The sequence below is a fragment of the Duffyella gerundensis genome, assembly GCF_001517405.1.
In the GTDB taxonomy this organism is placed as follows: domain Bacteria; phylum Pseudomonadota; class Gammaproteobacteria; order Enterobacterales; family Enterobacteriaceae; genus Duffyella; species Duffyella gerundensis.
Map to the genome: position 1 here is coordinate 55,912 of NZ_LN907827.1, position 25,287 is coordinate 81,198.

Sequence of the window (25,287 nt, forward strand, 5' to 3'; positions counted from 1 at the left end):
ATTTCAACCGCAGCGTTAGCGCATCAGCGTAGGCTGTTTGCCGCTGAAGGCCCAGCCAGGTATTAACTGTTGCATCACCAGCGCGTCGTTGCGGTCTTTAACGCTCAGGCTGTTGTATAAACGGTTAGCCGCTTCCACCGCTGACATATCCAGCTCAACGCCTAATCCCGGCTTGTCCGGCAACGTGATTTTGCCGTCGCGGATGTGCAGTGGCTCTTTGGTCAACGCCTGGCCATCCTGCCAGATCCAGTGCGTATCGAACGGGGTAATCTCTCCCGGTGAGGCGGCACCAAGATGGGCCAGCATCGCGAGGGAAATATCAAAATGATTATTCGAATGACATCCCATGGTCAGATGCCACTCGTTGCACAGCTGCGCGATAGTGGCGGCGCTACGCAGCGTCCAGAAATGTGGGTCGGCCAACGGAATATCGATAGCGTTGAGCTGAAGCGCATGATTCAACTGGCGCCAGTCGTTGGCAATCATGTTGGTGGCCACCCGCAGGCCGGTCGCGCGCTTGAACTCTGCCAGCGTTTCCCGGCCAGAATAGCCCTGTTCGGCACCGCAGGGATCCTCAACGTAGGCCAGCACATCGTCCAGCCCTTTACACAGGCGAATGGCATCATCCAATTGCCATGAGGCGTTCGGATCCACCGTGATGCGCGCCTGTGGAAAGCGTTTCTTCAATGCCTGTGCGGTCTCGATTTCTACCTCGCCAGCATGAACGCCGCCTTTGAGTTTGAAATCCTTGAAGCCATAGCGATCGTGCGCCGCTTCTGCCAGCCTTACCACGTCCGCTGGCGTCAGCGCGGTCTGATGTCGTAGCTGATACCATTCGTGTTCCCGGCTGCTGCCTTCGCGATAGGGCAGATCGCTTTTATGGCGATCGGCGATATAAAACAGGTAGCCCAACACCGGAATTTCATCGCGCACTTTACCGGCGCCAAGCAGTTGAGCAACCGGCTCATCAAGAAACTGGCCCATCAGATCGAGCAAGGCCGTTTCAATGACCGCCAGCGCATTGTTGTGTTTCTCCAGGCTCCACGGATGTTCATCTACCCGCTCACTTTGCAGCGGATGTTTCGCCGCTAAATCCTGCTCATGCAGCGTAGTGAGCATGGCGTTCAGCTGAGAGATTTTCTTGCCAATAATGAAAGGCGCGGCGTCGCGCAGGATTCTTTGCAAGATCAGAGAAGCTGGCGCTTCGCCGACGCCGGTGTGTCCGGCGCTGTCGGTCAGCAAAACCAGCACGCGGGCGAAATAGCTGCTGTGCGCGCCGGCAATATTCAGCAGCATGCTGTCATAACCGGCGACTGGAATGATCTGCATATCCGTAATAACGGGCGTATCAGACATTGGGTGACTTCTCCATATCAGAATGATCGGTATGCGGCTTACGCAGCAGCAGCGTGATCGCGGCAAAAATCGAGCAGGCACTGAGCGCAATCAGGCCACCGGTAGTGCTGCCGGTTTTCATCTCCATATAGCCAAACACCGTGGGCGCAAAAAAACCGCCAAGGTTGCCCAGCGAGTTAATCAGGGCAATGCCCGGCGCAACGATGCTGGAAGGCAGGCTGGCCTGCGGAATCGGCCAGAACAGGACCGCACTCGATTTGGTGCCGACGCAGACGATACACAGCGCGAACAGTCCCATCAGCGGATTGCCGATTGCGCAGAGGAAGGTTCCGGCTGCCGAAACCAGCAGCGCAACGGCTAGCATCATTTCGCGGCGGTGATGAAAACGGTCAGCCAGCCGACCCAGAATGTTGATAGCGATAATGGCGCACAGCCAGGGAATTGCGGTAAGCAGGCCGATTTCAAAGGGCGACAGTCCCTGAATGCGGCTGATGATTTGCGGCTGCCAGAACACCAGCGTGTAACCGGTCATGCACATAATAAAAAACAGGAAACAGAGATAAGGCATCCGGCCTTCAAACAGCAGTTTCCATTTTGATGTCTGCTGTGAGTGACCATCACGCGTAGCCGATTCCTCAGCCAGTGCCTGATGCAGCGCCTGCTTTTCTCCGGCAGTTAGCCAGGCTGCGCGGTCTGGCGTGGATACCAGCCAGCCAATCGCAAAAATACCCACCAGTACTGAGATGGCACCTTCAACAAATAACACCCATTTCCAGCCAGCAATGCCCATAAAATCATGCATCTCCAGCAAACCGCCGGTAATGGGGCCAGACAGTAAATAAGCAGCGGCGGAGCTACTGAGGATCAAGGCAGTGGCGCGCCCGCGATAGACGTTGGGCACCCATTTGCGAAAGTAGAACAGCAAGCCGGGAAAGAAGCCCGCTTCGGCGATGCCGAGTAAAAAGCGCAGCAAATAGAACTGGGTTGGCGAGGTAATAAAGCCGGTGGCAAAAACCACCGCGCCCCAGGTAATCATAATGCGCGTCAACCAGGTGCGGGCCCCAAGACGATCGAGCATGATATTGCTCGGCACTTCAAACAGCGCATAGCCGACAAAAAACAGCCCGGCACCAAAGCCAAAAGCGGCAGAGCTGATGCCTACGTCCAACTCCAGCGCATGCTTGATGAAGCCGACATTAGAGCGATCGATCTGATTGATAATTAACATCAGCATCAACAACGGAATGATGCGAGCAAAAAATTTCCGGTTCGCGCTGCGAACCTCTTTGTTTTCATGCCCTGTCATGATGGCCTCAGTTTTCTTTAAATGAGACGATCAGCATTACCAGAGTGGGGCACGATTACCTGAGGCGTTTGCACAAAGCGTGTTGCCGGTTTGTAAATTCAACGGCCAGTAAGCAGCAATAATCGGTGGTTTTTCAGGCGGATTAACATTTGGGGATTTGCCCAGCACAGGCTTAAGACAAGCGTAAACTTTTGTATAAAAGAGTGAAGTGGCTCACGAGTGGGTAAAACGAAGATGGCAGGAAAAGTCAGGCGCGCCGGAAGCGCGCCAAAGAAATTAGCGGGTACGGCGCAGCGAGGAGAGGCTCTTCATATTGAACACGAACTCAGCCTGAAAATACTCACGTCCATAACAGCAGAACATCAGCGTACGCACAGAGACCATTGCCAGATAACCCCAGACGGCACACAGAATCGACGGCGACAACCAGACGGTAATCAGAGTGGCGGTCATGCCGGTAATTACCGCTGCGGTTTCAGTCAGGGCAATACGAGTAAAATGACGCTCTTTTTGTAATATAGCGCGATAATGTTGACCCTGCGGAATAATAATAAAAACCAGTGACAGCATTTCAATCATTAAACCCAGTTCAGGCTGGCCGGAAAAACGGCTGATGACATCGCTGCCAATAAACAGCACTGCAAAGAAAGCCAGTCCACTAATAATATTAAACCAGTACAGCGTCGACAGCTGATTGTTATTTAAAATGTGGCGACGAATGATCTTATTCGAAAAACCTCTATCGCACAGCGTGTCGAGGATCAACAGCATTATGATTGAGGTTGCCAGCATATCGAACTCGCCTTCGCCCAGTACCTGGGCCAGCAGCGAGAGCTGTAGCGCACCAATCGCAACGATTTTGACCGCGGAAAGTAAAGACCAGCGGATATCACTTATGGCTCTTTGTTTGGTTGTCATAGTACGCTCTTGAAAAGGTTTGCTGTAATCCGGTATATGCCTGAAGAACTAATAATAAAGGTGCTGGTGTAGAAAAATTAAATCGCTGTGCTTACGTCCCGTTTATTTTAAATAACGGATTTCAATGGCACTCAGCGTTCAAAAGTTATAATAAGCGAAACCCGGCTGTTTTCTCTGGCGGAAAGCATCTTTGCCGGGGCGGCTAAAATTTCATTTTTATATGTAACGTTTTAATTATAGGTGTTGCTGTGTGTGGAGTAATTTATACGCTGCTTTAGCTAATTAAGCACCATAAGAAAACTCTTATAAATTAGTTTGATTAAAAAATGGTTTTGTATATTGCAAGTAATTCCACTTATGCGTAAATCCAATTGTTAAGTGATCGTAGAGTAAGATAGCAGGCTACCGAATGCTAAATTGATAATCTCTTTTTATATCAAACGTCTGTGTTTGGTTTGGTGCGGATTTCCAGGAATTTTTCAGGATTTAATAGTTAAGTAAGTCTTACTTCAGGCTGTTTTTTACAGCCTGAATCGTTAACGTCGCTCAGCTAAAAAAATGGTGGCTATACCAACAGTTAATGCGATTTTTTTACTGATGACGCTTTCAGGTCGTCATCAGGGTATGTAACGCCTGCAAATCACGCTCGACGCAGGCGATATCTTCTGCAAAACGCGCATCGCCGGTAAATGGCTGGCGATAAACGGTGATCACCACGTCGGCACCTTCCTGATTGGCGATAACGCGCATGGGCATATAGATCTCGCGGCCCAGGCCGGTATCCACCCAGTGATCCATAATGCCGAAAGGGTTGTAGTCGCTAAACCGTACTTTTACCGTGCCCTTTGGTCCTTTCGCAACCCAATGATTGCCTTCTGCTTCCAGCGGCGTCTGGCTTAGTCCGGATGCCCACTGCGGAAAATAGTCCGGCTTCCAAATCGTTTCATACAGGTCGACCCAGTTACGGGGAATGGTCAGGCTTAACGTTTTCGACGGCAGCATAGTGTCTCCAGCTCGCGGGGGAATGAAATGATTTAACCATTGCCTCCGCGGGATGGGAATCGCTTTGTGTTAAATCACTGGTATGGCTCAACAAAATTTGCCACGCGCATCAATCGGAATGATTTCTGCCTGGCCGTCTTCATCCCGCAAAACGGCGCGATCAAACTGCGCCATCACCGCACAGGCGTGGTTGGGGAAAATGCGCATCAGGCTGCCCAGCGTAGGAATGACGCCCTGGTGCGGCACAAAAGCGTGCTCTTCTGACAGCTTCTCGATCCAGAAACCCTGCGTGGCATTTACCGCAAGGCCAAAACCCGCGGCGTTAGTGCCGTGCGGCCCGCGATCGGAACTCAATGCTTTTGAGCCGGCATCCAGAATGGCGTAGCGCGCATTAGTGGCAACTACTCGCGCCACCACGGTCATCGCCAGCGCATCGGCGTCGCATAACCCAAGCCGAAGCGCGGTGAGATCGAGCAGCGCATAGTTGCCCGGCCGCAGTTCGTCGGTGGCAGCAGCGATCGGTGCGCCCAGTGCGGTGGGTGTGGCGCCCACTGACAGCGGACAATAGTTAAAGCCCGCTGTTGCAAGCCGTTGCTGCAACAGGCGCAGCTGCTGCATTTCATGCGCGGCGATGGCGGTAATAGCGGAAAGATTCTCTGCGCCATAAGCATGGCCAGCGTGCGCCACCAGCCCGGCAAAGCGCAGCTGATGCTGGGCAATGCTGGCGGCAAGATGAAGCCCGTCATCGGATTCAGCCTGCACGCCAACGCGACCAAGCCCGACATCCACCTTAATGGCTACCGCCAGCTGACAATCGGGCTGCGCCTGGGCCGCCGTCGCGATCGCCTCAACGCCCATCAGCGACGCGGCAATCAGCGTCAGACGCGCCTGATGTTCGGCTGCCAGCGCCAGCAACGGCGCAAGCGTACCCGGCGTCACCACCGGATAGGCCAGCATCAGATCGCGCACGCCGCCCTGAATAAACACCATCGCCTCTTCCGGTTTCGCCACGGTAATACCCACCGCGCCCAATGCCAGCTGGCGTTGAGCAATGGCGATGCTTTTATGCGTTTTGACGTGTGGCCGCAGTCGGGCACCTGCTCGCTCGGCTTTATGCTGCATCGTCATCAAATTACGATCGAGGCGCTGTTTATCAATTTCCAGCCACGGCGTCGGACGGTCGTCATATAAAGGACGGGAAAAATCGGTGAGATCGGGCAGTTCCATCATTGGGCTCCGCATAAGAGAGAGACTCTCATCATGGTCCGCTGCGTAGCAGAGATCAATCAGCCGGTGGGCGGCGGTGGCTCCCGCAGTGAAAGATTTTATCTGATCGCCGGGCTTACGTTACCATAGTGATAAGCCCTGGTATTTCCGCGCTGAGAAGCGCACCATCGCGCCATTAATCCCGTTCGGGCGTGCATTCGCTGACTGCGTTGGCAATGCCGAATCATCTCAAGAGGAAACAGCATGAAAGAAGGCCCACTGAATGAAAAAGAGCTGGAGTGGCTTGAGGACACCTTAATCAAATATGGCAATGAAGATTCCGTGATGGACGTGGCCGAGCTGGATGGCCTGCTCACCGCGGTGCTTTCTGGCCCGACGATGATTGAGCCGGAAGTCTGGATGGTGGCGCTGTGGGGCGGCGAGAAAAACGTGCCACGCTGGACCAACGAGCGCGAGCTGCAGCGCTTTATGGATCTGACTTTCCGTCACATGAATGATATCGCCGATCGTCTGCACGATTATCCCGATCAGTTCGAGCCGCTGTTTGGCGTCAACACCGTTGAAGATCAGGATTTCACCGTAGTGGAAGAGTGGTGCTTCGGCTATATGCGCGGCGTGGCGCTGGATGACTGGTCATCACTGCCGGCAAATTTGCAGCCTGCACTGGAAGCGATAAAGCTGCACGGCACCGAAGAGAATTTTCCGCGGGTTGAAAAACTCACGCCGGAAGCGTTTGAGCAGAGCATCGCGGCGATTGGCCCGGCCGCACTGGAGCTGCACGGCCACTGGCTTTCGCAGCCGATTGCCCCCAGCGCACCGGTGCAGATGCCTTACGTAGCCGAACAGCAGGTTGGCCGCAACGATCCCTGCCCCTGTGGCAGCGGCAAGAAATACAAAAACTGCTGCCTGCACTGATCGTTCTGCTGCCGTGTATGATGCAAAAAGCCCGCATAATGCGGGCTTTTTTACGGGCTGATCGGGGTTATTCGATGTTCTGAATCTGCTCGCGCATCTGTTCAATCAGCACTTTCAGCTCGATGGCTGAGGTGGTGATCTCTGCATTGATAGACTTAGAAGCCAGCGTGTTCGATTCACGGTTGAACTCCTGCATCATAAAGTCGAGGCGACGGCCAACGGCTTCTTTCTTTTTCAGGATGTTGTAGGTCTCTTTAACGTGCGCGTCGAGGCGATCCAGCTCTTCCGCTACGTCGATACGCTGCGCCATCATCACCAGTTCCTGTTCAAGGCGGGTGTTTTCCAGCTGCACTTCCGCCTCTTCCAGTTTGCTGATCAGGCGTTCGCGCTGCCATTTCACCACATCTGGCATCTGGCTACGGACTTTGGCCACTTCCACATTAACGCCTTCCAGACGCTGCTCAATCATGGTTTTCAGCGCTGCGCCTTCGCTTTCGCGTGCGGCAATAAAGTCATCAATAGCCAGATCCAGCGTGCTCAGCAGTTCAGCGGCAATCGCATCCAGATCCTGTTCCTGAGCAGACATCACGCCCGGCCAGCGCAGAATATCCAGCGGATTAATTTCACCTTCATCGCTCTGCATTTTTACCCAGTTCGCCGCTTTTACCAGCTGTTTGGCCAGCTTTTCATTCAGCATCAGCTCGCTTTGCGCGCTGGCGTCGCTGTCGAAACGCAGGTTGCATTCGATTTTGCCACGCGTCAGACGGTTACGGATCCGCTCGCGGATAACCGGCTCCAGGCTGCGGAACTGCTCCGGCAGGCGGATGTAGGTCTCAAGGTAACGTTGGTTCACGGAGCGAAGCTCCCATGCCGCGCTGCCCCATTCGCCTTTGGTTTCACGTCGTGCGTAGGCCGTCATACTGCGGATCATTTTTGCATACCTGTTTCAAGAAAAGATGCAGGAATTATAGCGGTGCAAGCCGGAGCATGATAGGACTAAGCCCCTATGCTGACAAATCCCCCGACGCACATTCATCATCAACATAGGGAAGACAATGAAGAGAAAATTTTGCGCCGCCGCGATGTTAACGCTGTTATTAAGTGGCTGCGCCATGCCGCCACCGCCGCCACAACCTCTGCCACACGGCACCCGACCGCAGCCGATCTGCGCAGCGGGCGAGATGATGGTGCAAACGACCTTATGGTTTGGTTTAAACCGGCCGCACGGCGCGCCGATTTCAGCCGCAGAGTGGCAAAACTTTGTCGATAAAGAGGTCACGCCACGCTTCTCCGATGGTCTGTCGGTGATTGAGGGCAACGGGCAATGGATGGGCAAAGATGGCACGCTGGCGCGTGAGAAAAGCAGGGCGCTGCTGCTGATTCATGGCATGGGCGCAGAGAATCACGAAAAAATTGAAGCGCTGCGCACGATTTATAAGCAGCGCTTCCAGCAGGAATCGGTGATGCGGGTGGATCAGCCCGCCTGCGTCGGTTTTTGAACCGCGCCGCGGGCCGTCAGATTACAGAAACAGGCCGGCGAAAGCGGCAGACAGCAGGCTAACCAGCGTTGAGCCGTACACCAGTTTCAGGCCAAAGCGTGACACTACGTTGCCCTGCTGCTCGTTCAGGCCCTTGATGGCACCGGCGACAATGCCTATCGAGGCGAAGTTGGCGAAAGAGACCAGGAACACTGACAGAATGCCGAGTCCGCGCGGCGTCATTTCAGCTGCAATCTTTTTCAACTCGATCATCGCCACAAACTCGTTGGCCACCAGCTTGGTGGCCATAATGCTCGCCGCCCGCAATGCATCTGACGCCGGAATGCCAATCAGCCAGGCGAAAGGATAAAAAAGGTAGCCAAGAATTTGCTGAAAGCTGATGCCAAACAGCGCGCTAAACAGGGCGTTGACGGCAGCTATCAGCGCAATAAAGCCGATCAGCATCGCCAAAATAATCATCGCTACCTTGAAGCCCGCGAGAATGTATTCCCCCAGCATCTCAAAAAAGCTCTGATCTTCGTGCAGCCTTTCCAGGCTGATCTCAGCCTCAGCGCCACGCGGCGTTGGGTTGATGATCGACAGAATAATAAAGGTGCTGCACATGTTTAGCAGCAGCGCGGCAACCACATATTTGGGCTCAATCATCGACATATAGGCACCGACGATCGAAAGCGAAACGGTTGACATCGCCGCGGCGGCCATCGAGTAGAGTCGACGCGGCGGAATATCGGCCAGTATGCCTTTATAGGCGATGAAGTTTTCCGACTGGCCGAGGATCAATGAGCTGACCGCGTTAAACGATTCCAGTTTGCCCATGCCGTTGATTTTCGATAAGCCGGTGCCGACCAGACGAATCAGCAGCGGCAAAATGCGCCAGTGCTGCAAAATGCCGATCAGCGCCGAGATAAAGACGATTGGGCAGAGCACGCCCAAAAAGATAAAGGCGAGTCCCTGCTCGCTCATGCCGCCAAACACAAATTCCGTTCCCTTCGCGGCGAAACCGAGTAAAGCCTCGAAGAACGCCGAAACATAGTTTATCAGCGTCAAGCCGCTGGCGGCATGCAGGAAGAAATAGCCCAGCGCCGCTTCAATCACCAGCAGCTGAATGATGTAACGCGGTCGGATAGTTTTGCGGTCGTTACTGACCAGCAGCGCAAGGGCAAAAATCACCGCCAGCGCCAGCAGAAAATGCAGCAGGGTTAACATAAGATATCTTTTCAGGAGGAGGAAAAGCGCATTTAGCCACAATCGGCTGGCCGTTTCATCCCTTCTCTGCGGCAACCTTGATGATGAGCGGCGGTATGCATCGGCGGTCGAAGCCCGTATAATGCGCAGCCAATCATAGCAAGCCGGAGAAAAACCATGCGTCCAGCAGGCCGTAGCGCACAGCAGGTGCGTCCCGTCACACTGACCCGTCATTACACGAAACATGCAGAAGGTTCTGTGTTGGTTGAATTCGGTGATACCAAAGTGCTTTGCACCGCCACGATTGAAGAAGGCGTGCCGCGTTTTCTGAAAGGCCAGGGACAAGGCTGGGTAACCGCTGAATATGGCATGCTGCCACGTGCGACCCACAGCCGTAACGCCCGCGAAGCCGCAAAAGGCAAGCAGGGTGGCCGTACGCTGGAAATCCAGCGTCTGATCGCCCGTTCCCTGCGCGCTGCGCTGGATCTGAAGGCGCTGGGCGAATTCACCATCACGCTGGATTGTGATGTGCTGCAGGCCGACGGCGGTACGCGTACCGCATCAATCACCGGTGCCTGCGTAGCGCTGGCCGATGCGCTGAATCATCTGGTGGCAAAAGGTAAACTGAAAGCCAATCCGATGAAAGGCATGGTCGCGGCAATCTCCGTGGGCATCGTTAACGGCGAAGCGCTGTGCGATCTGGAGTACGTTGAAGATTCTGCCGCCGAAACCGACATGAACGTCGTGATGACGGAAGATGGCCGGATGATCGAAGTGCAGGGCACCGCAGAAGGCGAGCCGTTCAGCCATGAAGAGCTGCTGGCGTTACTGGCGCTGGCCCGCGGCGGCATTGACGAGTTAATTGCGGCGCAGAAGGCGGCGCTGGAAAACTGATAATGACAGGCGACCAATGAGTCGCCTTTTTTTCGCATTGTTGAGGAGAGAAATATGAAAGCCTGGCAGCGCCAGTTTATAGAATTTGCCCTGAACAAGCAGGTGCTGAAATTTGGTGAATTCACCCTGAAATCGGGCCGCATCAGCCCCTATTTCTTCAACGCTGGCCTGTTCAACAGCGGCCGCGATTTAGCGCTGCTGGGCCGTTTTTATGCGCAGGCGTTGGTGGATGCGGCTATCGATTTCGATCTGCTGTTTGGCCCGGCTTATAAAGGCATTCCCATTGCCACCACCACCGCCGTAGCGCTGGCCGATCATCATGACCGCGATGTGCCTTATTGTTTTAATCGCAAAGAGGCCAAGGATCATGGCGAAGGCGGTTTGCTGGTTGGCAGCCCGCTGCAGGGCAAAATCATGCTGGTGGACGATGTGATCACCGCCGGCACTGCTATTCGTGAATCGATGGAGATCATTGCGGCCAACGGCGCTACGCTGGCGGGCGTGTTGATTTCGCTGGATCGTCAGGAGCGTGGCCGCGGCGATATTTCAGCGATTCAGGAAGTTGAGCGCGACTATAAATGCAAAGTTACCGCGCTGATTACCCTGACCGACCTGATTGATTATCTGCAGGAAAAGCCGGAGATGGCCGACCATCTGGCGGCGGTGCGTCGCTATCAGCAAGAGTACGGCATCTGATTAACGGGTGAGCGGGCATTGCGCCCGCATCGCCTTAGACTAACTGCATGGCTAACAGCGGCCAGCGCGCCTCAAACTCCGCCGTTGGGCGATAGCGAAACTCTGAACGGACAAAGCGCGACAACATTCCCTCGCAAAATGCCAGCAACTGGCTGGCCAACAGCGTTTCATCGATCTGAAAACCTTCGCCTTCCCGCATTTTGCGTTCGCGCATTACCTGACGTAACTGTACTTCAATACGCTCAAACAGCTGGTTAATACGGTCCTGTAGCCGATCCTGCTCAAACATCAGCGCATGGCCGGTAAGAATGCGCGTTAAGCCTGGGTTCTTCTCGCCGAAGCCCAGAATCAGCTGCACAATCAGGCGCAGCCGCGTCAGCGTCTCTTTTTCATCTTTCAGGATGAGATTAATGCGGGTAATCAGGCTGTCTTCGATAAATTCGATCAGGCTGTCGAACATACGCGTTTTGCTGGGAAAGTGACGATAGAGTGCGGCTTCCGATACGCCCACATTGGCCGCCAGTTTGGCGGTGGTAATGCGCTGACTGCCATCGCTGGATTCCAGCATCTGCGCCAGTGCCTGCAAAATCTCTTCGCGACGATTCCGTTTCGCGCTTTTCTTCTCTGCCATGATGTAAAAGACCCCTGAAATTTACCTTATGCGGGCGAATACCCACGCAGCGGCCGCAAGCACAAGGCTTACGGCACAACGGCGTTAATTAAATGTCCTGGATATGGTACGTACTGCGGGATATTACTGGCGGCCGGAGTGGCCAAAACCACCTTCACCGCGCGCGCTGGCGTCAAAATCGTTAACCAGATTGAACTCAGCCTGGACAACCGGCACGAAAACCAACTGCGCAATGCGTTCGCCCGGCTGGATGGTAAAGCTGGTCTGGCTGCGGTTCCACACCGAAACCATGAGCTGCCCCTGATAATCGGAATCGATCAGTCCTACCAGGTTGCCCAGCACTACGCCATGTTTATGGCCCAGCCCGGAGCGCGGCAGGATTACCGCCGCCAGCGATGGGTCAGCAATATGGATTGCCAGACCGGTTGGCACCAGCGTGGTGGCGCCTGGTGCCAGCTCAACGCTCTCATCAAGGCAGGCGCGCAGGTCGAGGCCAGCAGAGCCCGAGGTGGCATACGCTGGCAGAGGAAATTCATTACCCACGCGTGGATCGATAATTTTAACGTCGATTTTTTTCATCATAAAGGCGGACTATCTCGTCTAATAACTGTTGGCCAAGGAGTTTCTTATCGCTGAGCGGTAAGACTTTTTCTCCCTCCTGCCAAAAAAGGTGAAGAGCGTTGGTATCACTGTTGAAACCATGCCCGGTTTTGGAGACATCATTGGCGCAGATGAGATCCAGATTTTTCCGCACCCGTTTTTGTTGCGCGTATTCTTCCACACTCCGGGTTTCTGCGGCAAATCCGACGACATACGGGCGGTTCGACTGAAGCGCGCCGACGCCTGCCACGATGTCAGGGTTTTTAACCATGGTCAGGGAAAGCACATCGCCCTGTTTTTTGATTTTTTGCTCGGCAATCTCTGCCGCGCGGTAGTCTGCCACGGCTGCGCTGGCAATGAAAATATGTTGTTGTGATATGTGCGCCATCACCGTCTGCTCCATCTCCAGTGCGGTAGTGACATCCAGCCGCGTAACGCCGCGCGGTGTCGGCAGCGTTACCGGCCCGGCAACCAGCGTCACCTGCGCCCCGCGCGCCGCCGCCGCCTCTGCGATAGCAAATCCCATTTTACCGGAGCTGTGATTGCTGATGTAACGCACCGGATCAAGCGCTTCACGGGTCGGTCCAGCGGTAATCATAATCTGCAGATGTTGCAGATCGTTGACGGGCTGCGCCCATTGCACCGCATGGTCGACAATCTCCAGCGGATCGAGCATGCGGCCTGGGCCAACGTCGCCACAGGCCTGGCTGCCGCTGTCGGGGCCCCAAATCATGACGTTACGCACCGCCAGCCGTTGCAGGTTGTCCTGGGTCGGTAGCGCGCGGTACATCTGTTGATTCATCGCGGGCACCACGGCAATCGGCGCGGGCGTGGCCAGGCACACGGTGGTGACCAGATCGTTGGCCATTCCGGCGGCAACACGCGCAATCAGGTCAGCGGTGGCCGGTGCGAGAATCACCAGATCGGCCCATTTCCCCAGTTCGATATGGCCCATTGCGGCTTCGGCTGCCGGGTCGAGCAGATCGTCATACACCGGATAGCCCGACACCGCCTGTAAAGTCAGCGGCGTAATAAATGCCTTTGCGCCTTCTGTCATCACCACGCGCACATCCGCGCCACGATCGCGCAGCCGTCGCACCAGTTCAGGTGTTTTATAGGCGGCAATCCCGCCGCTGATACCAAGAAGCACTTTTTTACCGGCTAATCCGAACATAATTTGCCTGCCTGTGAAATACGGGAAGTTACGCCTGATGCGTCACAATAGCGTTATTTTATCACAGCTCATGCCGCGCAACGTGGCACAGGCGGCTGCATTTGCGAGACGTCTCGTAAAGCGGATGAGTGCGGCTGGCTGGCGGTGAAGGGGACGCGCATACTCGGTGCCGAACACAGGAGTGGACGATGGAAAAGGTATCCGGCAGCCTGCCGCCAAGAGAAAAGTTACAGCAACAGGGCGCAAGCGCATTAAGCGATGCCGAGCTGTTGGCGATATTTTTGCGCACTGGGGCGTCGGGCGTGCCGGTGCTGATGCTGGCACAACGCATGCTGAATGAGTTCGGTTCACTTTATAACATCATGACCGCCGGACAAGCTGACTTTAGTCATATTAAAGGCGTCGGCGAGGCCAAGCTGGCGCAGCTGCATGCCATTGCCGAACTGGGAAAGCGCTTTTTTAGCACGCAGTTACTCAGTGAGAACGTGCTGGAAAATCCGCAGGCAACCTATCACTACCTGCAAAGCGTGCTGGCGCATCAGGAGCGTGAGATCTTTATGGCGCTGTTTCTTGATAACCGCCATCGCGTGTTGCTGGCGCAGACGATGTTCAGCGGCAGCATTAATAGTGTGGAAGTGCATCCGCGGGAAATTATCCGCGAGGCGCTTAAAATAAACGCGGCGTCGCTGATCCTGGCGCACAATCATCCCTCCGGCTTCGCGGAACCCAGCCAGGCCGACCGTTTTATCACCGATAAGATAAAAGATGCCTGTATATTATTAAATATCAGATTGTTAGATCATATCGTGATTGGCCGCGGTGAGTTTGTCTCGTTTGCAGAGCGCGGGTGGCTTTGATTATTTTCCGCAGCAATGTGGCGATAATGCGGTAATTTTAGGCGATCCTGAGGGATCTTTATCTGTTCGGGACTTGAGCACTTGCCCGGCAGAGCGTATACTACGCCACCTTTGAGAATCTCGGGTTTGGCGTTTGGGCCAACTCAGCGGGTTCACATTGAACTCGCCTGGATGGACTCAGAGCCTGACGAGGCGGCCAACACCTGGTTTTTTAAGCTCGAGCTGATTTGATTTTTGGAGAATAGACATGTCACGAGTCTGCCAAGTAACTGGCAAGCGTCCGGTGAGCGGTAACAATCGTTCCCACGCAATGAACGCGACGAAACGCCGTTTCCTGCCTAACCTGCACTCACACCGTTTTTGGGTTGAGGGTGAAAAGCGCTTTGTTACGCTGCGTGTATCTGCTAAAGGTATGCGCGTTATTGATAAAAAGGGCATTGAGACGGTTTTGGCCGATCTGCGCGCCCGTGGTGAGAAGTACTAAGGAACTGAATCATGGCTAAAGGTATTCGTGAGAAAATCAAGCTTGTTTCTTCTGCTGGTACAGGGCACTTCTATACCACCACGAAGAACAAACGTACTAAGCCGGAAAAATTGGAACTGAAGAAATTCGATCCAGTTGTCCGTCAGCACGTGATGTACAAAGAAGCCAAAATTAAGTAATTTTTGCTTCTGATAAAAAACCCGGCTCCGGCCGGGTTTTTTGTTTGTATGAAACGCACAGTAAGGAGTGGGCATGCCTGAATTACCTGAAGTCGAAACCAGTCGGCGCGGTATTGAGCCGCATCTGGTCGGTGAAACCATCGTGCATGCGGTGGTGCGTAATCCGCGTTTGCGCTGGCCGGTTTCCAGCGAAATTCATGCCCTGAGCGATCGGCCGGTGCTGAGCGTTCAGCGGCGTGCCAAATACCTGCTGCTTGAGCTGCCGGAAGGGTGGATTATCATTCATCTTGGCATGTCCGGCAGTCTGCGCATTTTGCCGCATGATATGCCAGCGGCCAAACATGACCATGTCGATTTAGTGATGAGCAACGGCAAGGTGCTGCGCTATACCGATCCGCGCCGCTTTGGTGCCTGGCTTTGGAGCACCGATTTAGCTGCCAGCAACGTGTTGGCACATCTGGGGCCGGAACCGCTGAGCGATGACTTTACCAGCGACTATCTGTGGCAGAAGTCACGTAGCAAAAAAAGCGCCATCAAGCCGTGGCTGATGGACAATAAGCTGGTGGTGGGCGTCGGGAATATCTATGCCAGCGAATCGCTGTTTGCTGCGGGGATCCTGCCCGATCGTGCGGCCAATGCCATCACGCCGGAAGAGGCGGAACTGCTGGTGCGCACCATCAAGGCTGTGCTGCTGCGTTCAATTGAACAGGGCGGTACGACGCTGCGCGATTTCCTGCAAACCGATGGCAAGCCGGGCTATTTTGCTCAGCAGTTGCAGGTTTATGGTCGAGCAGGTGAACCCTGTCGGGTCTGCGGCACGCCAATCCTCAGCGCCAAACATGCGCAGCGATCAACCTTCTGGTGCCCGCTCTGCCAGCATTAAGCTGGCGCGTTGAGGCGGTTTAACAACGCCTGATGAATCGACGGTGGCAGAAAAGCCTCCACGTCACCGTGATGCCGCGCCACCTCTTTGACCAGCGAAGAGGAGACAAAGGAATATTTCTCCGACGGCATCAGAAACACGCTTTCCAGGCTGGCCAGCAGATGACGATTCATCCGTGCCAGCTGCATCTCATATTCAAAATCTGATACCGCACGCAGGCCGCGTACCAGCACGTTTGCGCCCTGCGCTCTGGCGAAGTCAGCCATCAACTCGCTAAAGCCCAGCACCTCGACATTGCCCAAAGGCTCTACCGCTTCGCGCGCCATCGCCACCCGCTCATCCAGCGAGAACAGCGGTTTTTTGCTCGGGCTGGCCGCAATAGCGAGCACAACCTGATCGAACATCAGGGCTGCCCGGCTGACAATATCAAGATGACCGTTTGTCAGCGGATCGAACGTACCGGGATAAATTGCTTTGGTGCCCATAAGCTATTTTCTCTGGTTGGCCTGATTCAGCGCCCACAGCGCCGCGTATTTATTAAAAGTATATTGCGCGTTGACCATTGCTAACAGCCAGCCCTGTTTACCATCAAGGAATCCGGCGCGGAGCAGCAGCGTTTTCAAAAAAGCGCCGGTGGTATGGCTGAAGACGGAATAGATGCTGCAGCTTTTACCCTGCTGATGGCGCTGCTGCGCCCAGGCTTCGGCATAGGCCAGCTGTTTACGCTGGAAGGTAGAGAAGTCACGACAGGTCAGATGCAGCAAATCGCCCTGCAACGGCACGACGCGTGCGCCGGCAGTCTCAAGCGACTCATGAACCTGGTTATCGTTGTAGCGCCATGCGCGCGGATAGAGACGTAGCACGCGATCGGGATACCAGCCGCTGTGACGCATAAAACGACCGAGAAACAGATTGCGTCGCGCAATGCTATAAATGACGTCCGGCTGCGGCTGCATCAGCGCCTGTTCGATGGCCGCGCGCAGTTCGGGCGTCACGCGCTCGTCGGCATCGATCATCAAAATCATCTCATGGCTGGCGTGCTGCTGCGCCTGCTGGCGCTGTTTGCCATAGCCCTGCCACGGACCGGCGGTAAAGACTTTTGCGCCATGCTGACGGGCAATCTCCGGCGTGTTATCGCTACTGCCCGCATCCAGCACCACGATCTCATCGGCCCAGCTTACTGAGATCAATGCATCCGCCAGCAACGCCGACTCGTTTTTAGCGATCATCACAACAGAGAGTGGTTGGCGCGGGTGCATTTAGTGATTCCGTGGCGGTAAGTAAGGTTCCAGCAGCTGCAATACGCGCTGAAGCGCGCCCTGATTCTGATGCAGCACTTCCACGGCGTGACGGCCGTAGTAGCGGCGATAATCATCGTCGCTGAGCAGATTACCGATCTCTTTATCGAGTGAGATAACGTCGGTAACGGTGATCAGCGCATCTGATTCCTGCAGCTTGGCGCAGATATCTTTGAAGTTAAAGGTGTGCGGGCCCATCAGCACCGGAATGGCGTGCGCCGCTGCTTCCAGTGGATTATGGCCGCCGCGCTCCACCAGGCTGCCGCCGACAAAGGCGAGATCGGCAATGCCATACAGCAGCATCAGTTCGCCCATGGTGTCGCCAATTACGACCTGCGTGCTGCCGGAAGGAATTTCACCGCTGCTGCGCAGAATGTAACTGAAGCCGCGTTTTTGCGTCATGTCACGCGCCACGTCGAAACGTTCAGGATGCCGCGGCACCAGAATCAACAGCAGGTCTGGGAAGCGCGCCAGCAGGCGGCGATGCGCATCAAGGATCAGGCTCTCTTCGCCTTCGTGCGTGCTGGTGGCGATCCACACTGGCCGACGCGAAGCCCACTGGCGACGCAGGGTCAGCGCACGTGCTGCCAGTTCCGGCGTCACCGAAATATCAAATTTCAGGCTGCCGGTGATGGTCAGCTGGGTGCGTTTCAGGCCAAGGTCAACAAACCGTTCGCCATCTTCCTCGTTCTGCGCGGCAATCAGCGTAATGCGTTGCAGCAGCTGCGCCATAAATTTGCCCAGCTTTTTATAGCCTTTGGCAGAGCGGGCCGAGAGGCGCGCATTGGCAATCACCAGCGGAATATGGCGCTGATGCAGCGCGGTGATGATGTTTGGCCACAGCTCGGTTTCCATGATGATCACCAGCTTAGGATCGACCACGTTCAGAAAACGGTTAATGGCGCCCGGCAAATCATAAGGCAGATAGACATGATGAACATCTTTGCCAAAGGCAGACTGCGCACGTTCTGAGCCGGTCGGGGTCATGGTTGTCACGGTGATCGGCAGCGTAGGATAGCGATGCCGCAAAGCGCGAACCAGCGGAACGGCCGCCAGCGTTTCGCCTACCGAAACAGAGTGCAGCAGAATACCGCCGGGTTTGACCTTGCCCGTACAGTAACCGTAACGTTCTGCCCAGCGCTGGCGATAGGCAGGCGCTTTGCGACCGCGCAGCCACAGGCGCAGCCAGATCAGGGGCTGAATGAGATAGAGCAGGGCGGTATAAATTGTCGTCATAGCCTTCTTTACGACACGATCGCGTCAAACATAACCAAAAAGTGAGAATGCGGCATGTTAGCAGATAACTTGCGCACTCTCACCCTACTTCACTGGCCGGTTTGCAATACCTTTTGGTACAAAGAAGTGAGCTCTGAAGCCAGACGCTGCGGCGTATAAGGCAGAATTCTGTCGCGTGCGGCGTCACCCATGGCAGAATTTTGCGATTTTGAGGGTATTGCCTTTACTGCTTCGCTTAACGCGTTGATATCTAATGCATCGCAGACAAAACCCTGCTTGCCATTTTCGATAAACTCCGCGCCGCCGCAGCCGGTGCTGGTGATAACCGGCAGCCCGCATGCCATCGCTTCCAGTACCACGTTGGGAAATGGATCGTAGAGCGTGGGCAAAATCAGGCCATCCGCGGCGTGGTAGAAGGATTGCACATCCTGTTGCATGCCAACAAAGCGCAGTCGGTCAAGGCAATTCAGACGATTGGCAAGCTGCTGATAGCGTTTTAGCTGTTTATCCTGGCCCACGATAATCAGATAACGATCGCTGCGCGCCACCGCCTGAATGGCCGCCTTCAATCCTTTGCGCTCAAAGCCTGAACCAACATAAATCAGCGCGGTTGCCTCGCCAGGAATATGCAGCTGCTGCCGTACCGCGGCGCGGCTTTCTTCGCTGGCAGGCTGAAAGCGCTGGCTGTCGATGGCGTTGTAAATGACATGGATCCTGGCGGCATCAAGCTGAAAACAGCGAATAATATCCCGTTTCACCATCTCGGAATTGCAGATCACCGCTTTCAGCTCGGGCGAATGAAACATCTCTTTTTCCGCCTGCAGCACGTAACGATGATAAGGACTGATCGCCGCGCTCAGGCGCTGCCATGGCGTCACAATGCGGGCACGCTGTTCCAGCCAGACGCGATGTACACCGTCGCCCGCACGAAAGATGTCGCAACCGGCGATGCGCTCATGGCTCTGCACAATATCAAATTTCTGCTGCTGCCAGCAGGCGCGTGCCGCAACCGCGAAGCCGCGTTCGCGGGAAACGCGGCCCAGCTTCGACGGATTGCAGATATGCAGATGCCAGTCGGGATGCGGCGTGCCTTGCCAGCTGCGGGTAATGATGTTCAGCTCCAGCTGCTCGCTGCCAAGGGCTTCCAGCGCGCGCGAAATAAAGCGCTCAGCGCCGCCGTCGGGCCGATATTTCTGCCGCACAATCGCCAGACGTAATTTATTCATTGAGCAGTTTCCTTGCAGCCACCACCACATCCTCTACCGGAATGGTGGTCAGATAGCGCTGTTGCGTTTTGGTGTCAATCGAATCGGGCGCGGGCAATGGGCCATAATCACCGGCCCAGATGACCCGGTTATTAAATCCCCATGGTCGCCAGTGCTGCAGCTTTGTTGGCCCAAACAGCGCCAGGCAGGGCGTATCCAGCGCGGCGGCCATGTGCATTGGTGCTGAATCGACGCCGATAAACAGCACTGCATGGTCGATCAGCGCCGCCAGTTTGGTCAGTGATAATTTCCCGGCTACGGAGACCACATGCGGTGTTTTACAGTGGGCGAGGATATTATCGATCATCGCCAGCTCGTTTTTATCCGGCGCCGCGGTGAGCACGATTTTGCGATCGGCACGCGCCAGGCGATCGATAACCGCTGCGACTTTTTCATCATCCCAACATTTGAATATCCAGCGCGATGTCGGCTGAATAACGATAAAAGAGTCACTGACATCCAGCCCGGCCAGCAACGCGGCGGTTTGCGGCCAGTCATCCGCTTCATAATGCATTGAGGCGACGGTATCGCGGGCCAGAATACCCAGCGGTGCCAGCGCCGACAGATTCTGTTCCACGGTATGCAGCTTGCCGTGTTCGGCGGTGGAAACGCGATGGGTATGACAGAGGCGCCAGAAGGCGTTATCGCGCTTTTTGTAGTCGAAACCGATGCGCACCGGCGCGCCTGAAAACAGTGTGATAATGGCGCTGCGCCACTGATCGGCAAGGTTGATCACCACATCATATCGGCTGGCGCGAACGCGTTTGAGCAGTGCCCATTCATGCGCCAGTTTTTTTCTGGCGCCTTCCTGCTTCCACTTGCGATCGATCACATGTAGCTGACGAATATCGGGATTAGCCTGCAGCATGGGGCGCGTTTCCTGATAAAGCAGCACATCAATATTGGCCTGCGGATAGCGTTGTCGCAGCGCGTTGATCACCGGCGTGGTCAGCAACATATCGCCATGATGGCGCAGTTTTATCAGCAGAATATTGTCAGGCGTAAAGTTTGCAGGAATTGAGCTTGCCATACTCACCAGTCTCAAAGTTAGGTGGCCCGATTGTAGGGCAAAGTATTAACAGGGAAAAGGTGCCGCAGGCACTCATTTGTTACGCCATTTATAAATACGACTGAGCCAGAGCAGCAATTGATACCACTGTTTGAGGCCGCGTGCGTTGCGTAACATCCGGCGATGCGTCTGTGTAGCAAAAATATCGGCAATGATTGCCCGGCGCGCATCTGCATCCGGCTCACGACGCACGGCGTGACATACGCTCAGCGCTTCGTAGGTGATCTGCCGATGGAAGGCGGGATAAATGGTGACCTTGTGCCGATAGCGCTGGTTAATCTCTTCAAGCATGCGCGCAATTTTGAGGTAGTGGCGCTGATATTCCACGTTGCGCTGCCCGGTACGCTTGCGATTGCTGATCGACTGGTCGTGCATGTAGTAACGATAGAGCGGCGTGTCGGTGTAGCGCGCACGTGATGCGTTCATCATGAACTCGGTGGTCCAGGGAATATCCTGATGATGCAGGCCAGGTTCAAACCACAGTTGCTGCGTTTCAATCAGCTCACGACGATAAATTCCGAGCCAGACAACGTGCAGATAACGCCGCGTGTTCAGCGCGGTGTTCAGCCATTCTGCGCCGCTGAGGACCGGCGTTGAGCGCAGGCGCTCGGTGGGAATCAGCGCCTTCACGCGATCGCTGCCCTTGAAACAGACTTCGGCGTTGCACTGAGCAACATCAAGATTGTCTGTTTCCGCCATGGTGACCAGTTGCTGATACATAGCAGGCATCATCTGATCGTCAGCATCAGGAAACGTGACATATTTGCCACGGGCGACGGCCAGGCCCGCATTGCGTGCGCGCGATACGCCGCCATTCTCCTGATGAATAACCGAAACATGAGCATGCTGCGTTGCGTACTCGTCTGCCAACTCGCCGCTGCCGTCGGTAGAGCCATCATCAACGATGATGATTTCCAGCGACGTCAGCGTTTGCGCCAGCAGCGATTGCATAAAAGGCGCGAACAGGTCGCCAGCGTTGAACATTGGCACAATAATGCTGAGCTGGGGTGCAGCAGGAGATGAGAACTCGGTCATAATTTAATCATCGTGGCGCAGGCGCGCAGGAAGGCGTGCCGAAATAAAGTGGTAAATGTCATCCAGCTTGCGCTGGTCAAGGCCAAACAGCTGCTCCGCTGAATAACGGTAGGCAGGCGGCGTGTCGAAGACAAAGGATGACGGCGCAATGTGGTCCGGGCCAATCAACAACACGTCGCCAAGCGGACGCTGTTCTTCAACACAGCACGGGCCATAAATCAACACCACCGGCACCTGCATGGCATCGGCGATATAGACATTGCCGGAATCTGAAGCGATATACACATCCATCGCGCCAATCGCCTGCGGCACCGCCTGCAGTGGAAGCTGGCCGATCATATTAATGATATTGCTGCGCTTGCCGGTGAGCTTTAGCAGTTCATCCAGCCGTGATTGCTCATTCGGTGCACCAAAAATATAAAACAGGCAGGGTAAATCGCTCAGCCGCTCAAACAGCGCTTTCCACACCGCAGGCGGAATGGTTTTTGCCTGGTTGCCCGCAGAGATGCTGATACCGATTTTCATGCCGTCTTCGCGCAACAAATCCGCTGGTAGCGGCTGCTGTTGCCACAGAGGATGCGTAGCATGCTTGGGATAGCTCGCTTTAGTGAAGCTGCGATCCGCCAGCTTGAGATAGCTTTCCACCGTTAACTGTGTGGTGGTGTGCTCTACAATGCCGTTTGCGGTGGCATAAAACAGCGACTGATAGGCTTTGCGCCGATAGTTGGCGATAAACTGCTTGTTGCTGGCGTTGCAGCAAGCGGCGTAAAACAGATTGGCGTTGTTGGGGTGCAGCAGGTAAACCGTGTCATAACGATTCATCAGTTGTAGCGCCAGGCGAAATTTTTCAATCAGCGTGGTTTTATAGTTTTCGATGTACCAGATATGTTCAATGTGATCGTCGTTTTCCGCCAGCGGAGCCACCGAGCGGCTGAGCAGCGCATCGCATTTTTGCAGATGCGTTAACAGCGGCGTGATATTCACAAAGTCGCCGATTTTCGCGGTTTGAATCACCAATGTTTTGCCGCTGCTTTTATGCAGCAGCTTCATGACCCACTTAACGGGCAAGAGCAGCAGAAAGAAAAAAATATAATTCACGCCGTTTCCTTCACGAGAGAGGCAAGTGCGCTGCGTGTTTCACCGGGCATATGCGTATTAAGATCCATTTTTTCCGGATGTAGCGAGCGACAGATAGTGCTGGCAGATGGTGTCGAGACTGTAACGAGAGAGATCGATGCTGCGCAAATCGGGTGGATTGCGATAGATCTCAATCATTTTTTCAGCCAGCGACTCCGCATTCAGCTCTGCCAGTCCGCGCGCTAAATCCCCTTCCATAATTGATACCGTGCCGCCAGGCGAGCGCGTGCTCACCACCGGCGTATGACAAATCAGGGCCTCGACCAGCACGTTACCGAAGCCTTCGCTATCTGAACTGGCGACCAGCATACGAGCATGCTTAATCCACGCGTAAGGATTTTGTGTGAATCCCTGGAAAATGATGCGCTCACTGACGTTGAGTTTCTCCGCCAGCTGCTTAAGGCGTTCGGTGCGCAATTTATCGCCCTGGCCAATGATCACCAGCGGCGCCTCAATTTTGCTCAGCGCATAGGCGTGTATCAGTCGATCCTGGCGTTTGGTTTCATGAATACGGCCAACGTGCAGCAGATAATCGGTTCCTGCCATCGGACAGGGTTCGTCGGCACGCTGACGAATAGCCTCAATGTCGAAGGGATTCGCGATGACACGCGCTTGCGCAGGTCGTACGCCATAATGGCGTTCCATATCTTTCAGCACGTAGTCTGACACCGCAATCAGATTACGCTGGTGGTAAACCTGCCAGGTTTTCAGCCGTTTCAGCCAGCGTGACAGGCCTTTACGCCGCGACAGATAGGAAACGGAAAAGACTCCGTGCAGGCAAAACCAGACCTTGTGCGCATCCAACTGAGGGCAGCGTCTGACAATGCGGTCGGTTTTATGCAGGTGAGAAAGTACCAGATCGAAAGCGCCATCCGCCTGCTCAGCCGCCGCAATGGCGTCGTCCAGCTGGTTGGCTCGACGCTGTAGTTCGGTGAGTTTGCGCCAGGGTTTATCGCAGTGATCTTTGACTATCTGGTAGTCGAGCCCGACAGGAATGGCGTAATCGCAGACACTGCGCAGCGAAAACAGCGAGACGCGATGCCCTCTCGCCAAAAAACCTTCCGCCAGCGTCAACACGACCTTTTCCGCGCCACCGCCCGGTAAACCGTCAATGATCATCAAAATGCGCTTGGACACGTTAATTACCCTTCAAAAGAAAAGCCGCCAGGCTAAAATACGCAAGCTTCGTCCGCTGCAGGCACAGGGCAGAACGTTGCGGCTGTTGGAAAAGAGTACGCTAAGCTTTCCAAACCGGCGAAAAACAAACTGTTCATCCATGGATGCATAAACTGCTCTTTTTTATCGATCCTCATTGAGCGCAGTCTACTGCGCTACGCGTGCATGGCAAAGGGGATCGATGAGAATTGATGGATTTCTTTTGCGCTGATCATAGCCCCTGCGTAACATGATCACCGTTTTCTTTCCCCTGATGGATACGGAATGACAAAGCCCGCTTTTTTAATCACCATCGACACTGAAGGCGACAATCTCTGGCGCAATCACCGGCACATCACCACGGAAAATGCGCGCTTTCTGCCGCGTTTCCAGCAGCTGTGCGAAAAATATGCGTTTAAGCCAACCTGGCTGACCAACTATGAGATGGCAACCGATCCGGTTTATATCGCCTTTGCCCGCGATGTACTGGCGCGGCAACAGGGGGAAATCGGCATGCACCTGCACGCCTGGCACAGCCCACCCACGCTGCCGCTTACCGACGATGACTGGCGCTATCAGCCCTACCTGATTGAGTTCCCTGAACCGGTATTGCGCGATAAGGTGACGTACATGACCCGTTTGCTGGAAGAGACCTTCCAGACCAAAATGGTCAGTCACCGCGCCGGTCGCTGGGCTTTTGATGCCCGCTATGCACGTATCCTGACCGAACTGGGCTACCGCGTTGACTGTTCGGTGACGCCGGGCGTCGACTGGCGTACCGCACCGGGTGCACCGCAAGGCACTGGCGGCACCGACTATCGTCATTTTCCTCGGGAAGCCTATTTCCTCGATGAGAAAGACATTTCGCGGCCCGGTAACAGCGGGCTGCTGGAAGTGCCGATGACGATTCATCCCAAGCATCCGCCGCTGCTGAATGCACTGAAGCAGGGGTACGATCGGCTGCGCGGCAAACGGCGCAACCCGTCCATGAACTGGTTGCGGCCTGGCCGCAATAATCTGGCGTTGATGAAGCGCGCGGTCGAGCAAAGCCTGCAGCAGGGCGCCGACTACGTCGAGTTCATGCTGCATTCGTCAGAATTTATGCCCGATGGCAGTCCGACATTTAAAAACGAAGCGGATATTGAGCAGCTGTATCAACATCTCGATGCGCTGTTTGCCTGGCTACAGCCACAAACTCAGGGCATGACGCTCGCTGAATATTACGATCGGCGAATGGGATAATATCGCGCATAGCGATTGCAGGAGAAGAGCGTAAAAATGGAAGT

At 54.8% G+C, this 25,287-nt stretch carries 27 protein-coding genes; 9 read left to right on the forward strand and 18 right to left on the reverse strand.

Annotated elements, in window-relative coordinates:
* Positions 1-15: 15 nt before the first annotated feature.
* The 5 genes from EM595_RS00235 to EM595_RS00255 all read right to left on the reverse strand — a co-directional run bounded on the left by EM595_RS00235 (position 16) and on the right by EM595_RS00255 (position 5,809).
* Complete coding sequence (locus EM595_RS00235; RefSeq protein WP_067426571.1) at positions 16-1,356, reverse strand: enolase C-terminal domain-like protein; 1,341 nt, start codon at positions 1,354-1,356, stop codon at positions 16-18.
* Entirely contained in the window at positions 1,349-2,662 is a 1,314-nt protein-coding gene (locus EM595_RS00240) for an MFS transporter (RefSeq protein ID WP_067426573.1), read from the reverse strand. Before EM595_RS00240 ends, EM595_RS00235 begins: the two co-directional genes overlap by 8 nt.
* A gap of 276 nt (positions 2,663-2,938) precedes the next feature.
* Positions 2,939-3,580, reverse strand: a complete 642-nt coding sequence (locus EM595_RS00245; RefSeq protein ID WP_067426575.1) for an oligosaccharide flippase family protein — start codon at positions 3,578-3,580, stop codon at positions 2,939-2,941.
* Between the two features lie 606 nt (positions 3,581-4,186).
* The gene (locus EM595_RS00250; protein ID WP_067426581.1) at positions 4,187-4,582 is read right to left on the reverse strand and encodes a polyketide cyclase; all 396 of its coding nucleotides are present in this window, start codon (positions 4,580-4,582) and stop codon (positions 4,187-4,189) included.
* An 87-nt stretch (positions 4,583-4,669) separates the two neighbouring features.
* Positions 4,670-5,809, reverse strand: a complete 1,140-nt coding sequence (locus EM595_RS00255; protein WP_157883901.1) for an alanine racemase — start codon at positions 5,807-5,809, stop codon at positions 4,670-4,672.
* A 243-nt stretch (positions 5,810-6,052) separates the two neighbouring features.
* Here EM595_RS00255 and EM595_RS00260 point away from each other — a divergent pair, with 243 nt between their 5' ends.
* Positions 6,053-6,724 carry a YecA/YgfB family protein gene (locus tag EM595_RS00260; protein ID WP_067426585.1) on the forward strand — a complete coding sequence of 224 codons (672 nt, stop codon included), beginning with the start codon at positions 6,053-6,055 and terminating at the stop codon, positions 6,722-6,724.
* 67 nt (positions 6,725-6,791) lie between these two features.
* On the opposite strand, the gene EM595_RS00265 is transcribed toward EM595_RS00260, so the two are convergent.
* Positions 6,792-7,655: a YicC/YloC family endoribonuclease gene (locus EM595_RS00265; RefSeq protein WP_067426587.1), complete on the reverse strand. Its 864-nt coding sequence runs from the start codon at positions 7,653-7,655 to the stop codon at positions 6,792-6,794.
* Between the two features lie 124 nt (positions 7,656-7,779).
* On the opposite strand from EM595_RS00265, the gene EM595_RS00270 reads away from it, so the two are divergent.
* Positions 7,780-8,223: a DUF3574 domain-containing protein gene (locus tag EM595_RS00270; RefSeq protein ID WP_067426590.1), complete on the forward strand. Its 444-nt coding sequence runs from the start codon at positions 7,780-7,782 to the stop codon at positions 8,221-8,223.
* A 21-nt stretch (positions 8,224-8,244) separates the two neighbouring features.
* Here the strand turns inward: EM595_RS00270 and EM595_RS00275 are convergent, their stop codons facing one another.
* Positions 8,245-9,429 (reverse strand): NupC/NupG family nucleoside CNT transporter, encoded by a 1,185-nt coding sequence (locus EM595_RS00275; RefSeq protein WP_067426593.1) that lies wholly within the window; start codon positions 9,427-9,429, stop codon positions 8,245-8,247.
* Positions 9,430-9,585: 156 nt separating this feature from the next.
* On the opposite strand from EM595_RS00275, the gene rph reads away from it, so the two are divergent.
* Together rph and pyrE are read left to right on the forward strand one after the other, a co-directional pair.
* On the forward strand, positions 9,586-10,302 hold the full coding sequence (gene rph / locus EM595_RS00280; RefSeq protein WP_067426597.1) for a ribonuclease PH: 717 nt from the start codon (positions 9,586-9,588) through the stop codon (positions 10,300-10,302).
* Positions 10,303-10,356: 54 nt separating this feature from the next.
* The gene (pyrE, locus tag EM595_RS00285) at positions 10,357-10,998 is read left to right on the forward strand and encodes an orotate phosphoribosyltransferase (RefSeq protein WP_067426602.1); all 642 of its coding nucleotides are present in this window, start codon (positions 10,357-10,359) and stop codon (positions 10,996-10,998) included.
* Positions 10,999-11,032: 34 nt separating this feature from the next.
* On the opposite strand, the gene slmA is transcribed toward pyrE, so the two are convergent.
* From slmA to coaBC, 3 genes are all read right to left on the reverse strand, one after another.
* Positions 11,033-11,629 carry a nucleoid occlusion factor SlmA gene (gene slmA, locus EM595_RS00290; RefSeq protein WP_067426605.1) on the reverse strand — a complete coding sequence of 199 codons (597 nt, stop codon included), beginning with the start codon at positions 11,627-11,629 and terminating at the stop codon, positions 11,033-11,035.
* Between the two features lie 123 nt (positions 11,630-11,752).
* Entirely contained in the window at positions 11,753-12,211 is a 459-nt protein-coding gene (dut, locus tag EM595_RS00295; RefSeq protein ID WP_067426609.1) for a dUTP diphosphatase, read from the reverse strand.
* Positions 12,189-13,403 carry a bifunctional phosphopantothenoylcysteine decarboxylase/phosphopantothenate--cysteine ligase CoaBC gene (gene coaBC / locus EM595_RS00300; protein ID WP_067426612.1) on the reverse strand — a complete coding sequence of 405 codons (1,215 nt, stop codon included), beginning with the start codon at positions 13,401-13,403 and terminating at the stop codon, positions 12,189-12,191. The genes dut and coaBC overlap by 23 nt, the downstream gene beginning before the upstream one ends.
* 188 nt (positions 13,404-13,591) lie before the next feature.
* Here coaBC and radC point away from each other — a divergent pair, with 188 nt between their 5' ends.
* The 4 genes from radC to mutM all read left to right on the forward strand — a co-directional run bounded on the left by radC (position 13,592) and on the right by mutM (position 15,806).
* Positions 13,592-14,260 (forward strand): RadC family protein, encoded by a 669-nt coding sequence (gene radC / locus EM595_RS00305; protein ID WP_067426615.1) that lies wholly within the window; start codon positions 13,592-13,594, stop codon positions 14,258-14,260.
* 247 nt (positions 14,261-14,507) lie between these two features.
* Positions 14,508-14,744: a 50S ribosomal protein L28 gene (rpmB, locus tag EM595_RS00310; RefSeq protein ID WP_067426617.1), complete on the forward strand. Its 237-nt coding sequence runs from the start codon at positions 14,508-14,510 to the stop codon at positions 14,742-14,744.
* An 11-nt stretch (positions 14,745-14,755) separates the two neighbouring features.
* A complete protein-coding gene (gene rpmG / locus EM595_RS00315) occupies positions 14,756-14,923 on the forward strand; it encodes a 50S ribosomal protein L33 (RefSeq protein ID WP_013094893.1) in 168 nt (55 codons plus the stop codon).
* Positions 14,924-14,996: 73 nt separating this feature from the next.
* On the forward strand, positions 14,997-15,806 hold the full coding sequence (mutM, locus tag EM595_RS00320; RefSeq protein ID WP_067426621.1) for a bifunctional DNA-formamidopyrimidine glycosylase/DNA-(apurinic or apyrimidinic site) lyase: 810 nt from the start codon (positions 14,997-14,999) through the stop codon (positions 15,804-15,806).
* On the opposite strand, the gene coaD is transcribed toward mutM, so the two are convergent.
* From coaD to EM595_RS00360, 8 genes are all read right to left on the reverse strand, one after another.
* Positions 15,803-16,291, reverse strand: coding sequence for a pantetheine-phosphate adenylyltransferase (coaD, locus tag EM595_RS00325; protein ID WP_067426624.1), 489 nt, complete (start codon positions 16,289-16,291; stop codon positions 15,803-15,805). The genes mutM and coaD overlap by 4 nt on opposite strands.
* 3 nt (positions 16,292-16,294) lie before the next feature.
* Positions 16,295-17,065, reverse strand: coding sequence for a glycosyltransferase family 2 protein (locus EM595_RS00330; protein ID WP_067426628.1), 771 nt, complete (start codon positions 17,063-17,065; stop codon positions 16,295-16,297).
* Positions 17,066-18,340, reverse strand: a complete 1,275-nt coding sequence (gene waaA, locus EM595_RS00335) for a lipid IV(A) 3-deoxy-D-manno-octulosonic acid transferase (RefSeq protein ID WP_067426631.1) — start codon at positions 18,338-18,340, stop codon at positions 17,066-17,068. It lies immediately after the preceding gene.
* Positions 18,341-18,429: 89 nt separating this feature from the next.
* Complete coding sequence (locus EM595_RS00340; protein ID WP_067426634.1) at positions 18,430-19,566, reverse strand: glycosyltransferase family 4 protein; 1,137 nt, start codon at positions 19,564-19,566, stop codon at positions 18,430-18,432.
* Positions 19,559-20,635 (reverse strand): putative lipopolysaccharide heptosyltransferase III, encoded by a 1,077-nt coding sequence (rfaQ, locus tag EM595_RS00345; protein WP_067426638.1) that lies wholly within the window; start codon positions 20,633-20,635, stop codon positions 19,559-19,561. Before rfaQ ends, EM595_RS00340 begins: the two co-directional genes overlap by 8 nt.
* A gap of 72 nt (positions 20,636-20,707) precedes the next feature.
* Positions 20,708-21,709, reverse strand: a complete 1,002-nt coding sequence (locus EM595_RS00350; protein ID WP_071852463.1) for a glycosyltransferase — start codon at positions 21,707-21,709, stop codon at positions 20,708-20,710.
* Positions 21,710-21,712: 3 nt separating this feature from the next.
* On the reverse strand, positions 21,713-22,807 hold the full coding sequence (locus EM595_RS00355; protein ID WP_067426641.1) for a glycosyltransferase family 9 protein: 1,095 nt from the start codon (positions 22,805-22,807) through the stop codon (positions 21,713-21,715).
* A gap of 57 nt (positions 22,808-22,864) precedes the next feature.
* Entirely contained in the window at positions 22,865-23,965 is a 1,101-nt protein-coding gene (locus tag EM595_RS00360; RefSeq protein ID WP_067435025.1) for a glycosyltransferase, read from the reverse strand.
* Between the two features lie 321 nt (positions 23,966-24,286).
* Here EM595_RS00360 and EM595_RS00365 point away from each other — a divergent pair, with 321 nt between their 5' ends.
* Positions 24,287-25,243: a polysaccharide deacetylase family protein gene (locus EM595_RS00365; protein ID WP_067426644.1), complete on the forward strand. Its 957-nt coding sequence runs from the start codon at positions 24,287-24,289 to the stop codon at positions 25,241-25,243.
* Positions 25,244-25,287 lie beyond the last annotated feature (44 nt).